Source organism: Parasphingorhabdus sp., assembly GCF_039968395.1.
Taxonomy (GTDB): domain Bacteria; phylum Pseudomonadota; class Alphaproteobacteria; order Sphingomonadales; family Sphingomonadaceae; genus Parasphingorhabdus.
This window is the reverse complement of the sequence record NZ_JBDVPV010000002.1, coordinates 38,982-51,983: the sequence shown is the minus strand read 5'-3', so window position 1 is coordinate 51,983 and position 13,002 is coordinate 38,982. Positions and strand designations below refer to the sequence as shown.

At 56.3% G+C, this 13,002-nt stretch carries 14 protein-coding genes; 10 read left to right on the top strand and 4 right to left on the bottom strand.

Features of this window, described 5'->3' with window-relative positions:
• Positions 1-18 precede the first annotated feature (18 nt).
• Both ABJI30_RS04325 and ABJI30_RS04320 read left to right on the top strand, forming a co-directional pair.
• Complete coding sequence (locus tag ABJI30_RS04325; RefSeq protein WP_348015959.1) at positions 19-477, top strand: MaoC family dehydratase; 459 nt, start codon at positions 19-21, stop codon at positions 475-477.
• A 100-nt stretch (positions 478-577) separates the two neighbouring features.
• Complete coding sequence (locus ABJI30_RS04320; protein ID WP_348074327.1) at positions 578-1,366, top strand: SDR family oxidoreductase; 789 nt, start codon at positions 578-580, stop codon at positions 1,364-1,366.
• 42 nt (positions 1,367-1,408) lie between these two features.
• On the opposite strand, the gene ABJI30_RS04315 is transcribed toward ABJI30_RS04320, so the two are convergent.
• Together ABJI30_RS04315 and ABJI30_RS04310 are read right to left on the bottom strand one after the other, a co-directional pair.
• Positions 1,409-2,173 carry an SDR family oxidoreductase gene (locus tag ABJI30_RS04315; RefSeq protein ID WP_348015957.1) on the bottom strand — a complete coding sequence of 255 codons (765 nt, stop codon included), beginning with the start codon at positions 2,171-2,173 and terminating at the stop codon, positions 1,409-1,411.
• Positions 2,174-2,312: 139 nt separating this feature from the next.
• Entirely contained in the window at positions 2,313-4,529 is a 2,217-nt protein-coding gene (locus tag ABJI30_RS04310) for a molybdopterin-dependent oxidoreductase (RefSeq protein WP_348015956.1), read from the bottom strand.
• A 141-nt stretch (positions 4,530-4,670) separates the two neighbouring features.
• Here ABJI30_RS04310 and ABJI30_RS04305 point away from each other — a divergent pair, with 141 nt between their 5' ends.
• The 8 genes from ABJI30_RS04305 (at position 4,671) to ABJI30_RS04270 (ending at position 11,501) form a co-directional block, all read left to right on the top strand.
• A complete protein-coding gene (locus ABJI30_RS04305) occupies positions 4,671-5,885 on the top strand; it encodes an acyl-CoA dehydrogenase family protein (protein ID WP_348015955.1) in 1,215 nt (404 codons plus the stop codon).
• Positions 5,886-5,984: 99 nt separating this feature from the next.
• Positions 5,985-7,109 carry an acyl-CoA dehydrogenase family protein gene (locus ABJI30_RS04300; protein WP_348015954.1) on the top strand — a complete coding sequence of 375 codons (1,125 nt, stop codon included), beginning with the start codon at positions 5,985-5,987 and terminating at the stop codon, positions 7,107-7,109.
• A gap of 105 nt (positions 7,110-7,214) precedes the next feature.
• Entirely contained in the window at positions 7,215-7,973 is a 759-nt protein-coding gene (locus ABJI30_RS04295) for a crotonase/enoyl-CoA hydratase family protein (protein ID WP_348015953.1), read from the top strand.
• 2 nt (positions 7,974-7,975) lie between these two features.
• A complete protein-coding gene (locus tag ABJI30_RS04290; RefSeq protein WP_348015952.1) occupies positions 7,976-8,374 on the top strand; it encodes a RidA family protein in 399 nt (132 codons plus the stop codon).
• Positions 8,367-9,347, top strand: a complete 981-nt coding sequence (locus ABJI30_RS04285; RefSeq protein ID WP_348015951.1) for an alpha/beta hydrolase — start codon at positions 8,367-8,369, stop codon at positions 9,345-9,347. The genes ABJI30_RS04290 and ABJI30_RS04285 overlap by 8 nt, the downstream gene beginning before the upstream one ends.
• A 19-nt stretch (positions 9,348-9,366) precedes the next feature.
• Positions 9,367-10,314 carry a carbon-nitrogen hydrolase family protein gene (locus ABJI30_RS04280; RefSeq protein WP_348015950.1) on the top strand — a complete coding sequence of 316 codons (948 nt, stop codon included), beginning with the start codon at positions 9,367-9,369 and terminating at the stop codon, positions 10,312-10,314.
• Positions 10,315-10,379: 65 nt separating this feature from the next.
• A complete protein-coding gene (locus ABJI30_RS04275) occupies positions 10,380-11,054 on the top strand; it encodes a DUF899 domain-containing protein (protein ID WP_348015949.1) in 675 nt (224 codons plus the stop codon).
• 6 nt (positions 11,055-11,060) lie between these two features.
• Complete coding sequence (locus ABJI30_RS04270) at positions 11,061-11,501, top strand: hypothetical protein (RefSeq protein ID WP_348015948.1); 441 nt, start codon at positions 11,061-11,063, stop codon at positions 11,499-11,501.
• Here ABJI30_RS04270 and ABJI30_RS04265 read toward each other — a convergent pair whose 3' ends face one another.
• Together ABJI30_RS04265 and ABJI30_RS04260 are read right to left on the bottom strand one after the other, a co-directional pair.
• A complete protein-coding gene (locus ABJI30_RS04265; protein ID WP_348015947.1) occupies positions 11,502-12,179 on the bottom strand; it encodes a glutathione S-transferase family protein in 678 nt (225 codons plus the stop codon). It abuts the gene before it with no gap.
• A 37-nt stretch (positions 12,180-12,216) separates the two neighbouring features.
• A complete protein-coding gene (locus tag ABJI30_RS04260; protein ID WP_348015946.1) occupies positions 12,217-13,002 on the bottom strand; it encodes an SDR family NAD(P)-dependent oxidoreductase in 786 nt (261 codons plus the stop codon).

Genomic DNA, 13,002 nt, shown 5'->3' with positions numbered 1-13,002 from the left:
CACAAGAGGAGAGAGAATATGCCAATTATCAAACCCGAAGAACTGGAAGACTGGAAAGGCAAGGAAGTCGGCGTGTCCGAATGGTTCGAAGCAAGCCAGGACCGGATCAACAAATTTGCCGACTGCACCGAGGATCATCAGTTCATCCATATTGATGAAGAAAAAGCCAAGGCCACTCCGTTCGGCGGCACCATCGCACATGGTCTGCTGACCCTCTCTTTGATGCCGGCCATGTCCTACGGCTGCACGCTCGGTCTCGAAGGCACGGTCATGGGCATCAACTATGGCTATGACAAAGTGCGCTTCCTCAACCCGGTTCGTGCCGGATCGAAAGTCCGTGCGCGCCACGTTTTGTTCGATGCGGTTGAAAAACAGCCCGGACGCTGGCTGATGACCTATGATGTCACAGTGGAAATTGACGGTATTGAAACACCGGCGCTGATTGCCCGTTCGCTGGCAATGATCGTGGTCGGCTGAACCGGAACTGTTCCAGATTTAGAAGGGACTCCGGACCGGGTTCGGAGTCCTTTTTTACGAATATCGCATGACCGAACTATTATTTGAAGGAATCTCGCCGATGCAAAACCCTCTTTTTTCCATGCAGGACAAAATCTGCGTTATCACCGGTGGTTCGCGGGGACTGGGCAAAGCCATGGCACGCGCCTTTCTGCATGCCGGAGCCAAAAGAGTATATGTAACTGCTCGCAAGCCCGAAGAATGTGAACAGACGGCTGCAGAATTGTCTGACCTTGTCGACAATGGGGAATGTATTGCCTTGCCGGGCGACATGAGCAGCGGCGAGGAAATTGCGCGGTTTGCACGATCACTGGCGGACAGGGAAAGTCATATCGACGTACTGGTCAACAATGCCGGTGCCGGCTGGATGGCCTCGGTGGAAGAATTTCCCGAAATCGGCTGGGACAAGGTGATGGACCTGAATGTCAAAACGCCGTTCTTCCTGACCCAGCAGCTTTTGCCCCTGCTCAAGGCCAACGCGACTCCCGAAAGCAGCGCGTCGGTCATCAATATTGGTTCGATCGCCGGCATCATGGGCAGCGCCGGCAGCGGTGTCAGCTATGGCACCTCGAAAGCCGCCATTCACCAGCTCACACGAAATCTGGCCAGCCTGCTGGCCGAAGATAATATCCGGGTGAACGCCATTGCACCCGGGCGGTTTCATTCCAAAATGACCAGTCATGTCGAGCAAGACAAACAGCAATATGATCACGAAATCAAAATGATACCGCTTCACCGCTGGGGGCATGATGCGGATATTATGGGTCCGGCATTATTGCTGGCAAGCCAGGCTGGCGCTTATATGACGGGTGAGATCATTGCGGTCGATGGCGGGTTTCTGGTTACCTAGAGTGAAGCGGAACAGTCGGGCGGGTTCGCGCGCGGTTCGCGATCAGGGCGTTCCGGCAATTCGGATACATTGTCCGGTCACCCATTCCGAAGCCGGCGCGCTGAGGTAAAGCGTCAACGCGCCAATATCCTGCGGCGTGCCCAGCCGGCCGGCGGGCAAGCCCAGCGTATCTTCGAAACCGATAAAATCCTCGTCCTTCATGCTGAGCGCTTCCTTCACGGTCTCGGTCGGAACAAAGCCCGGCAGAATCGCATTGACGCGGGTCTTGGGGCCAAGCTCATGGGCCAGCGTTTTGGTCAGCATCAACACGCCCGCCTTGGCTGCGCTGTAATGACCGCTGCCCGGAAACGGATCCTGGCCTGCCATTGAACTGGTGTTGATGATCCGGCTGCCTTCACCAAAATGTTTGCACGCCGCGCGCACGCCATAGAAAACCGACGTCAGATTGACTGCAAGCGTCTTGTCCCATTCCGCTTCGTCCAGTTCGGTCAGCGGAGCCGAGACCAGCGAGCCGCCGGCATTGTTGACCCAGATGTCGAGCTTTCCAAATTCATCGACCGCACGCTGGGCGAGCGCTTCCATATCCTCTTCGCTGGTTACATCCGTGGCCTGCGCAATCGCGCGGCCGCCACTGTTGCTGGCGTTGATTTCGTCAGCGACGGACTGGATCTGGTCGAGACTGCGCGCGGCGCAAACAACATTGCACCCGGCATCCGCCAGTGTCCTGGCCATGCCTTCGCCAATACCGCGGCCGGCGCCGGTGATAACGGCGACTTCGCCTGTGAGATCAAAAAGCGGATTGGTCATTTTTTTTCCTTTTTCTTCGTCATGTCGGCCGGTTTTTCGTCATTCCAGCAAAGGCCGGGATTTCCTTGTCCGATGCGCCATCTGGCCGGAGATTCCAGTCTTCGCTGGAATGACGCAATGTGGATTTGGGCCAATGTTGCTACTCCGCCGCTTCGAGGGATTCCTGTTTTGCCCGCACGCGGATCGGGATGCTGCTCATCAGGGGTATTCCCGTACGCCTGTCAAAGTCGCGATCGTTGAACGAGAGCCTGCCAGTGTTTCCACCTTCGCCGAGCGGGTCTTCCTTTTCGTCGGGATTGGTGCCCCAGCTATGGGGTAGCGATACACAGCCCGGTTTGACCGTCTTGTCGGCTTTGGCGACGCAGCTGATAAAGGCGCGCGCGGATTCCACTTCAATCGGTTGGTCCTCGCTCAAGCCGAGTGAATCCATATCCTCCGGATTCATGAAGGCGGGATGATGCGGCACGCGTTTGCGCTGGACCGGATCTTCATGCCAGTTGCTGTTGTGAATTTCCGTCATCCGCCGTCCGATCATCCGCATCGGGAAAGCGGTTTCTTCCACGGGTTGTCCAAGGCGTGCAGCATAGTCCCCGAGCTCATCCATCATCGCGGCATTTCCGACCGACAGCTTGCCATGCCAATCGGCAGGCTTGGGCTGGACCATCAACGCCTGTGCATCGACGATCTTGCCCTTGTGCGCTTCCGGATCAGCGAAGACCTCGGCCACGGAAACCGGGGAGCCATTGAGAGCCGCGCTCCATGCGGTAACCGGATCGGGTGTTGCACCGGGCGCAAAGGTCGTGGCTTTTTCTTCCCGTTCATCGGGATGTGATACCAAAGCCCAGCTCTTGATTTTCAACGGCTTGTCCATCTCGGTGGCAAGCGTGTGGAGAAATTCATATTCCTCGCAAAGGTCTGATCCTTCCGGTGAATCCATGATTGGCGGGCTGGCCTGGGCATAGTTATTTTCAAATCCCCAGCCAGCGCCAAATCCACCATAAAGTTCGGGCGCGGCGGTATTGCCGTGCACCTCATAATGCAGCTTGGGCGAGATGACATAGTCGGCCAGCTCGGCGGTCTTGGACATGCGCGGATCGAGGCATACGAGCAAGTCCAGCGCTTTCATCGCTTCAAATGTCTTGAGTTGATCCGGCCAGGCAAGCATCGGATTGCCACCGAGACAGATCAGCGCTTTCACCTGTTTGTCTCCGGGGGTCAGGATTTCGTCTGGCAGCGCAGCAGTCGGCATGCCCGATATGCTCTGTTCGAGATCGCGGCTGTGCAGCTTGCGGCCAAAGCCCCAGGCTTCCATTGGTCCGGGCGAGGCCGCAACCGGCGGCGCGGGTTTCATGAAGACCCCGCTGCGCCGGTTGAGATCACCCTCGCGCAGCCAGTGACCCATAATCGAAGTCAGCGAAAGATTGAGATATTCCGTAATATTGCCGCCGCCAGCCATATTGGGACCGGTACCGACGCTGATACTGCCTTTTTTCCAGCTGCCATACATGCGGGCCGCCTGGACGATTTCCTCGGCCGAGACATCGGCGCGCTGGGCAGCAAGGGCCGGTTCGAATGGTGCGGTTGCCTTTTTGAGGGCTTCGAAGCCGTCGACATCATTGGCGACAAATTCCTTGTCGTACAGGCCTTCATCAATCACCACCTTGGCAATCGCGCCAAGGATAATCGGATCTTCGCCGGGGCGGCATTGCAGGTGCAGGTCGGCCTGTTTCGCGCTGTCCGTCTTGCGCGGATCAATCACAATCAGCTGCATTCCGCGCTTTTTCGCATCATGGAGTTTCTTGGCCGGATTCATGCCGAGACCGCCGTTCATCGAGACGACCGGATTGGTCCCGACCAGCATCAGCCCGTCCCAGTCTCCGACCCGCGGTGCACCGGCGAGCCAGGGTCCGACCAGCGCGCGGGCAATGCCCTTGCCGGGCTGGTCAATGGTGACGCTGTCATAAACGGACGTCGAACCAATCGCATCCATCAGCGCGAGCATGAACGCATGACCGTTGAGATTATTATAGCCGAATGTCCCGACATAAGAGGCAACACTGTCCGGGCCATGCTCGGCAACAATCGCTTCGATCCGCTGTGCGATTTCGCTGGCCGCCGTCCGCCAGTGTATCGCTTCTTTCCGGCCGTGCTTCATGCCTTTATAGCTGGTGAGCAGGCGGGTATCGAAACTGTGATAATTGGCGAGCTGGCGTCCCTTGATGCAGCTATAACCTTCAAATTCCGGGTTATTCTTGTCCCCATGGGTCTTGACCGGGACGCCGTCCTCAAAGTCGACAATCAGTCCGCAATGCGCATGGCAGGCCCGGCACATGACATGTTTCTGTTCGATAGCCACTTCTCTCTCCCAATTGGCATTTCTGACCATTGCTTTTTGGTTTTTAATCGTTCAATTAACTGGTCATTGATTCCCAAATTAGGGGAGGGTCGCGGATGCTGCCACTGCCCCTATTGATAAGAGTTTTACAGGAGCGATATGATGGCCGAGAAGCCCAGTGCAGCCGAACTGAAGGAATTTGGCGACGCCGCCGATGCCTGGTTCAAGGAAAATACGGTCCGTGATCCCGGCTTCATGCTGCCGCTGACGTTCATGGAAGTATCGACCGATCAACAATTTGACTTCCTGCGCGACTGGCAGCGCAAGGTCTACGAAGCGGGTTATCTGGGCGCGAGCTGGCCCAAGGAATATGGCGGCGGCGGGTTGCATAGCGAATATCAGCGTGTCGCCACCCGGGCGATGAAAAAATATGATGCACCGATCATGCTCAACGCGATCGGCAATGGCTGGGCCGGACCACTGATCCTCGATCTGGGAACGGAAGATCAGAAGCAAAAATATATCAAGGGCATGCTCAGCGCCGAAGATATCTGGTGCCAGGGATTTTCGGAACCGGAACATGGCAGCGATCTGGGCAACGCACAGCTGAAAGCCGTGCGGGATGGTGATGATTATGTGCTCAACGGATCGAAAATCTGGACGTCTTTGGGTGACCGGGCAAAATATATGATCCTGCTCGCGCGGACGGATTTTGATGCGCCGAACAAATATGCCGGCTTGAGCTTCTTTCTCAACCCCATGAAAGTGGAGGGCATCACCACGACCCGGATCAAGAAACTCACTGGAGAATATGGCTTCGTCCAGTGTTTCTTCACCGATGCGCGCGTGCCCGCTGACAGTCTTTTTGGCGAAGAGGGCGAAGGCTGGAAAATGGCGATGAAAACGCTTGAATATGAGCGCGGTGCCAAGGTCAAACCGGTGGGCGGTTATTTCGTCAAGGAACTGGATGTCATGCAGATTGTCGAGCTGGCGAAAAACTCGACCCGAGGCGGCAAGCCCTTGCTCGATGATCCGGTGATGCGGGACAAGATGACGCAGTTCATGATCGATATTCAGGCGCTGAACCTCAACAATACTCGCAGGCGGATGCCGCAGCTGATGCAGGACCGGCCGATGGGACTGCCGCTCATGAACAAGCTGGCGCGCACCGATCTGATTCAACGGCTGACCGAATTCTCACTGGAGTTTCAAGGATCGAAAGCCGGCTATTATGTCGGCGATGACAACGCGGTTGACGATGGTTATTGGCATCGCAGCTACCTGAACAGCTTCTCCTCCACAATTGGCGGCGGGACATCGCAAATTCAGCGCAACATTGTCGGCGAGCATGCGCTTGGTCTGCCCAAGACAAGGTAATCAAACATACCGTTCGTCCTGAGCTTGTCGAAGGATAGATGGCAAAACTGCTTCGACAAGCTCAGCATGAGCGGGTTTGTGAAAGGAACAAGACAAACGATGGATAATCTTGGCACGCTCGGCACGACCGAGGAACAGATTGAACTGATGGACGTTGCGACAAATTTCTGTCGCGACAAAAGCCCGATCGAAAAAGTCCGCAAGCTGATTGATGATGATCTCGGCTATGATCCGGACATCTGGAAGGAAATCGGCGAACTTGGCTGGCTCGCCATTGCCATTCCCGAGGCGCAGGAAGGTGTCGGCTTGTCGATGGCGGAAGTCGTCCCGATTGCCGAGCAGATGGGCCGCAATCTGATGAACACCCCCTTTGCCGCGACCACACTCGCTGCGCAGGCGCTGCTGGCCGGGGGAAATGAACAGCAACAGGCGGCGTGGCTTCCGAAAATAGCGGCAGGGGCGGCGGCGACGCTCGCGCTTCAGGAAGATAATGGCGACTGGGACCGCAACAATATCGCGGCCACCGGAACGGTCAGCGGCGATATCGTGACACTGGCGGGCAAGAAACAATTTGTGATCTGGGCACAAAGCGCAGAGCTGATCATCGCCAGTATCAAAGTGGAAGGCGCTGTGCAATTTGCCCTGATTGAACGCAGCGCGATTGACGATGCCGCCTTGCGCCGGGAATCGGTAATTGATGAAACCGTCCGCAGTTACGAGCTGGACCTTGACGGCCTGACGATTTCAACTGCAGCGCTTTTTGATGCGGCGCGGACGCGCGAAACCATTGACCGGATTGATCTGGCAGGCGGGCTGATCCATGCTGCGGAAATGACCGGCGGGACGCAGGCGGTGATCGATTACACGATCGAATATCTCAAGACCCGCAAGCAGTTCGACAAGATTATCGGCAGCTTTCAGGCGCTGAAACATCCGACGGTCGACAATTATGTCGAATATGAAAAATCACGGACGCATTTATATAGTGCGGCCCATTGTTTCAATGATCAGGGTCGCGGCGAGGTTGCAGTACACATGGCGGCATCGCAGGCCCATGGCAGCTATTCCCATGCAGCCGACCGCGGCATTCAGTTTCACGGCGCCTTTGGCTTCACCCATGATTGTGATGCGCAGCTATACCGGCGTCACGCGATATTCAAAGGCGCGCTGATTGGCGACGCTGCTTATCACCGGTCGAAGCTGGCCGGATTACTGTTTGACTAGAATTTTGACCGTCTGCCTGGCGGAAGCCGAGAGTTCATGCGTGAGGGCGGAACATATGAAAAGAGATTCCAGCCTGTGCTGGAATGACCAATGAGGAGAGAACCGATGTCAGAAGTACTTACCGATATTCAGGACGGCGTTATCATCGTCACCGTCAATCGGCCCGAAGCGAAAAACGCCATGACCCGCGCAGCGGCAGAAGGCATTCATGCCGCGATGCAACAGCTAGATGAAGATGTCAGTCTCAATGCCGGGATCATCACCGGCGCAGGCGGAACCTTTTGTTCGGGCATGGACCTGAAAGGCTTTTTGAAAGGCGAATTGCCGTCGGTGAAGGGCTATGGTTTTGGCGGAATTACCGAAAAGGGCCCGGAGAAACCGATTATCGCAGCGGTCGAAGGCTATGCGTTGGCAGGCGGCCTGGAACTGGCACTGGCTTGTGATTTGTGCGTGGCCAATGACAAGGCGAAATTCGGCATTCCCGAAGTCAAGCGCAGCCTCGTGGCAGCGGCTGGCGGCGTGCTGAAACTGCAACAGCTGGTCGGCAAACGGATCGCCATGGAAATGGCTCTGACCGGCGATTTCTTTACCGCGCAGCGCGCTTATGAAGTTGGGTTTGTCAACCGCCTGACGGATGGCGCGGCTCTCGATGCGGCAATGGAACTGGCAGCGACCGTGGCGGCCAATGGCCCGCTGGCACTCAAGGCGACCAAGAAGATCATCAACGAAAGCTATGACTGGACCAGCGAGAATATGTGGGAGAAGCAGCAGGAAATTTCCGGCCATGTGTTCACCTCGGCTGATGCCCGTGAAGGGTCGATGGCATTCGCAGAGAAACGCAAGCCCAACTGGCAGGGGAAATAAGCATGCCCGATATCGAACGGATCAACCCCGATACGCTGCCCGATGCAGGCAAGATGGGTTATTCACAAGTCACCACCTGCACGCCCGGCAAGATGATTTTTATCTCCGGGCAGGTGGCCTGGACGCCCGGCGGAGATCCGCCGCCCGATAGTCTTGCAGATCAGGCGCTGATGGCCGCGGGCAATCTCGAAAAGGCTCTTGCTTCGGCTGGTGCCGGTCCGGAAAACATTGTCTCGTTGCGTGCTTTCATTGTCGACTATACCGAAGAAAAAGGCGGAGCGGCCTTTCCCCCGGTGATGGAATTTCTGGCAGGCAATCAGGTCGCCTTTACGGTGATCGGTTGTTCAGCTCTCGCTGATCCCCATCTGCAAATCGAGATAGAGGCGATAGCGGTTGTCTGACAATATGACGACGGGGAGCGCCGATATCGTCGATCTTTGGGCCACCGGTCAGGATTTGCCCGACTGGTTCACCGAAGCCATGGCGGTCCCGCGCGAAGAGGCCTTTGTCGAGGTCGGTGGCCAAAAGGTCCATTATTTCCGCTGGGGCAAGCGCGGCAATCCGCCGTTGCTGCTGACTCACGGTTTTCTTGCTCATGCCCGATGCTTTGCCTTTATCGCACCGTTTCTTGCCGAAGAATATGACATTGTCGCCTATGATCTGGCCGGCATGGGCGAAAGCGAAATTGGCGCCGAGTTTGAGGGTGATCAGCGGGCAGCGGACATGGTTGCGCTGGCTGATGCACTGGATCTGTTTTCCGGTTCGGTGAAACCGAAGATCATCGCCCACAGTTTTGGTTCTGGCGTCGCGTTGACTGCAATGGAACTGGCCGGAGAGCGGTTCGGCGGGCTGATCATTTGCGACCTGATGATCATGCGCCCCGAAAAGCTCATGCAACATTTCAAGGGCGGCGGCGGGCCTCCCGGATCTGGCAAATCCGACAAACCCAATAATATCTATGCCGATTATGAGACCGCGCGCGGCCGTTTTGTGCTGGCGCCGTCTCAGGGTGTGCAGACGCCGTTTCTGCTCGAATATATGGCCTATCATTCGATGCGCCGGGTTGAAGATGGCGATGAAAAAGGCTGGAGCTGGAAATTCAATCCCAAAGTCTTCCATCGCAGCGAGAATGATCAGGCCAAATGGCTGCAGGCGCCGCAACGGATTGCAGATTTGCAGCACCGGCTGGCGATAATTTACGGTGAGAACAGCAAATTATTTGATGGCGACAGTGCCGCCTATTTGCGGGAACTGGGGGGAACGCATATCCCGATGATCGCGGTGCCGCATGCGGAACATCATCTGATGCTCGATCAGCCGCTTGCATTTGTGACCGCGCTGCGCTCTGTTCTGGCTTTGTGGGATATCCCCTGAGCCAGCAAGAGGTGAAGCCGTGAGCAGCAATAGCAAAACCCGTATCGTTTCGGTGGTTCAGTCCGGTTCCGATCCGTTTGACACACCGGCGACTCTCGCCCGGTTCGCCGATTTGTTGTCCGATGCAAAAGCGGCGAAAAGCGAGCTGGCTGTGCTGCCCGAAGCCTTTGTCGGCGGCTATCCCAAGGGCATCGATTTCGGTGTGCGGGTCGGGTCGCGCGATGATGCGGGCCGCGAGCTGTTCCGGCTGTATTCGGACAATGCGATCGAACTGGGCTCGCCGGAATTTGAAGCATTGAGCGAAGCGGTCGCGGCCAATGATATTGCGGTCGTGGTCGGGGCCATCGAACGCAAGGGCGCGACGCTCTTTTGTTCGACATTTGGTTTTGAACATGACGGAACGTTGCTGGGCGTCCATCGCAAATTGGTGCCGACAGCCATGGAACGGCTGATCTGGGGACAGGGTGACGGCAGCGATCTGCCGGTCATGGACAGCAGCGCCGGACGACTGGTCAGCGCGATTTGCTGGGAAAATTACATGCCGCTGCTGCGGAGTTTTTACTATGACGCCCAACCCGATTTCTATTGCGTCTCCACCGTCGATGATCGCCCGGTCTGGGTGCCGACCATGCAGATGATTGCGCTGGAAAGCCGCGCTTTTGTGCTATCTGCCTGCCAGTATCTCGAACGCGGAATGATCGGACTGGATGCCGGACAATTTGATGCGATGCAGGGCAATGCGAATGACACGGTCCTGATCAGCGGCGGCAGCTGCATAATTGCACCTTCGGGAAAAGTCGTGGCCGGGCCGGTCTTTGGCGAAGAAACAATCCTGACCGCAGAGATTGATCTCAACGACCGCACCAGAGCCAAGTTCGATCTGGACGTCGCCGGTCATTATGCACGGCCGGATGTGTTTGAACTGCAAGCGCATGTCGAGCCGCAGAAGAACGTGAAGACGGGCTAGAATCGTCTCGTTGACAAGTCTGTGCTAATATCTGCTTCACAACCGGATCGATTCAGGAGGGACCCATGGCAGAGTCAGCGCAACCAGAGATTGTCACGCAGGAAGAATGGCAGGCGGCGATCGACGAGATCCGCGTGAAAGAGAAAGAACTGACGCGAACAACGGATGCCATCAACGCCATGCGGCGGCAATTGCCGATGGTGAAGATCGAGAAAAATTACACGTTTGATAGCGACAAGGGCACGGTCAGTTTGCTCGACCTGTTCGACGGTCGCAAACAGCTGATTGTCTATCATTTCATGTTTGCGCCCGAGGCTGATGCCGGTTGTCCGGGCTGTTCATGGGTCACCGACGCAATGTCCCATCCCGCGCATCTCAATGCGCGCGACACGTCGCTTGTTCTGGTTTCACGCGCGCCACTGGAAAAGCTCGACCGGTATAAAAAGCGCATGGGCTGGACCTTGCCGTGGGTGTCTTCGTTCGGCAGTGATTTCAATCATGATTTCAACGCCACCAATGCCGAAGGCGAAAACCATGTCGCCAGCGTCTTCCTGCGCGACGGCGACGATATTTACCGAACCTATTATACCGACAATCGCGGCGTCGAACATCTGGGCAGCCACTGGACGTGGCTGGACCTCACACCTTATGGCCGGCAGGAACCCTGGGAGGTTACCCCCGATGGCTGGCCCAAGGGAGAAATGTTCTGGGACAAGCGGCACGATGAATATGAAGCGTGACGGCAAATGATTTTTCTACTGGATACCGAATTCAATGGTTTTGGCGGTGAACTGATCTCAATAGCGTTGGTTCCATTGGAAAAAGATTATCCACCGTTCTACGAAGCACTGGTTTGTGAATCGCCAACGGAATGGGTTGCGCAAAACGTTTTACCCGTTCTTCAAACAAACCCTGTTGCGAGGAAAGTGCTGACGGACCGAATTTGCGAGTATCTGGATGATGGCGACGATATTACTCTTGTTGCGGACTGGCCTGAAGATATAGCCCACGCAGCCGCACTGTTATCGTACAAAGGCAAGCGACATATATTCAAACAGCGAATTCGTTTTGAATTGATAGACGGTACCGGTTTTGATTGTTCGAAGGAAAGCGAAGTGCCGCATAATGCCTACTATGATGCTTTGGCACTTCGCGAATTTTTCGAAAAGCAAATCGCGCGTTCTTGATCAGAAGGAAAATACCATCGTTTCGCGCCCATCTTTTTTCATTGCGGCCTGATAGGATGGCGTTGCTTCCATCTGTTCCAGCCAGCGCAGGCAGCCGGGGCGGCTGTCGTCGACAAAGCCTTTTTGTTTTGCTGATGCCATGCAGTAGCTCATCGTAATATCTGCGGCGGTCAGCTCGTCACCGGCGAGCCACTTATGCTGCGCCAGGTCATGTTCCAGCCGGTCCAGTATCGTCTTCATGCGGGGCTGGACGAGCAATTGATTGGCCTGTCCGAGCACGGCGCTTATCAGCGGGCGGATGAAGAATGGAGAGCGTTTCTGGAGCACGGTGAAAATACCGTCCATGAACTGCATCGGCATCATGCTGCCGATCGAGGCGTGGAACCAGAACAGATAGTCGGCGCGGTTCGGGCTGCCGGCTTTGGGCCGCAGCGGGCTGTCCGGATGCTGGTCCAGAATATAGTCGATGACGGCATTGCTTTCTGCCAGCACAAGGCCGTTTTCATCGGTAATCACGGGCGCGGTGCCGAGCGGAGAGAGCGCCTTATAGTCATCAGGCGCGAGATTATTGTCCGCGTTGCGGTTGTAGAGTTTCAACCCATATTCATCGCCCAGTTCTTCGAGCAGCCAGAGGACACGAAAAGACTGCGAATATTCGAGATGGTGAAGTGTAATCATGGATTTGGCTCCTTCAGGTATCGGTTATATGCGGCAATCAGGCATTCTTGATCGTCAATCCGCCATCGACAGGGATCACGGCTCCGGTCAGAAAACTGGCAGATGGCAGCACGCAAGACAGGGTCATGTGCGCGACTTCTTCGGGGATAGCATAGCGGCGCAGCGGGACGCGGCGCTTGGCATAAATGGTTTTATGCTCTTCGGGAATGCCGTCGGTAATGCCGGTGCGGATCGGGCCGGGGCAGATACAGTTGACGGTGATACCCTCGCGTCCGAGATCAACCGCGAGGCCGCGAGTCAGACCGATCACGCCATGTTTGGCAGCGACATAAGGGCTGTTGCCGGGAGATGCGCCCAGGCCTTCGGTGGAGGCGACATTGACGATGCGCGGATGCTCGGCTGCCCGAAGATGCGGCAGTGCAGCCCGGATCATCCGTTGATGGGCCGAGAGCATGACTTCGATGGTCGGGGTCCAGCTGTCTTCATAGCTTTCTTCGGCGACATCTGCGGGGATGGCGAAACCGGCATTGTTGACGAGAATATCGATGCCGCCAAAGGACCCGGCAATCTCGGCGACAACCGCTTTGATCACATCCGGATTGCTGACATCCAGCGCCCAGGCTTCTGCCGATCCGTCATAACCGGCATCCGCAATTTCCCGAACCACGGCGTCGCATTTTTCCTGATCGAGATCCGTGACGGCAACCTGCGCCCCTTCCGAGGCGAACAGATGTGCAGTGGCCCGGCCCATGCCGCTTGCGGCGCCGGTGACAATTGCTTTCTTGCCCTTGATCGAGCGGCTCAGCGATTGATAGGACTCCAT

Bases quoted from the DNA above. Each gene is read 5' to 3' on its own strand.
- ABJI30_RS04325 (WP_348015959.1), top strand. From the start codon at position 19: ATGCCAATTATCAAACCCGAAGAACTGGAAGACTGGAAAGGCAAGGAA.
- ABJI30_RS04320 (WP_348074327.1), top strand. From the start codon at position 578: ATGCAAAACCCTCTTTTTTCCATGCAGGACAAAATCTGCGTTATCACC.
- ABJI30_RS04315 (WP_348015957.1), bottom strand. From the start codon at position 2,173: ATGACCAATCCGCTTTTTGATCTCACAGGCGAAGTCGCCGTTATCACC.
- ABJI30_RS04300 (WP_348015954.1), top strand. From the start codon at position 5,985: ATGGATAATCTTGGCACGCTCGGCACGACCGAGGAACAGATTGAACTG.
- ABJI30_RS04305 (WP_348015955.1), top strand. From the start codon at position 4,671: ATGGCCGAGAAGCCCAGTGCAGCCGAACTGAAGGAATTTGGCGACGCC.
- ABJI30_RS04295 (WP_348015953.1), top strand. From the start codon at position 7,215: ATGTCAGAAGTACTTACCGATATTCAGGACGGCGTTATCATCGTCACC.
- ABJI30_RS04260 (WP_348015946.1), bottom strand. From the start codon at position 13,002: ATGGAGTCCTATCAATCGCTGAGCCGCTCGATCAAGGGCAAGAAAGCA.
- ABJI30_RS04275 (WP_348015949.1), top strand. From the start codon at position 10,380: ATGGCAGAGTCAGCGCAACCAGAGATTGTCACGCAGGAAGAATGGCAG.
- ABJI30_RS04270 (WP_348015948.1), top strand. From the start codon at position 11,061: ATGATTTTTCTACTGGATACCGAATTCAATGGTTTTGGCGGTGAACTG.
- ABJI30_RS04290 (WP_348015952.1), top strand. From the start codon at position 7,976: ATGCCCGATATCGAACGGATCAACCCCGATACGCTGCCCGATGCAGGC.
- ABJI30_RS04265 (WP_348015947.1), bottom strand. From the start codon at position 12,179: ATGATTACACTTCACCATCTCGAATATTCGCAGTCTTTTCGTGTCCTC.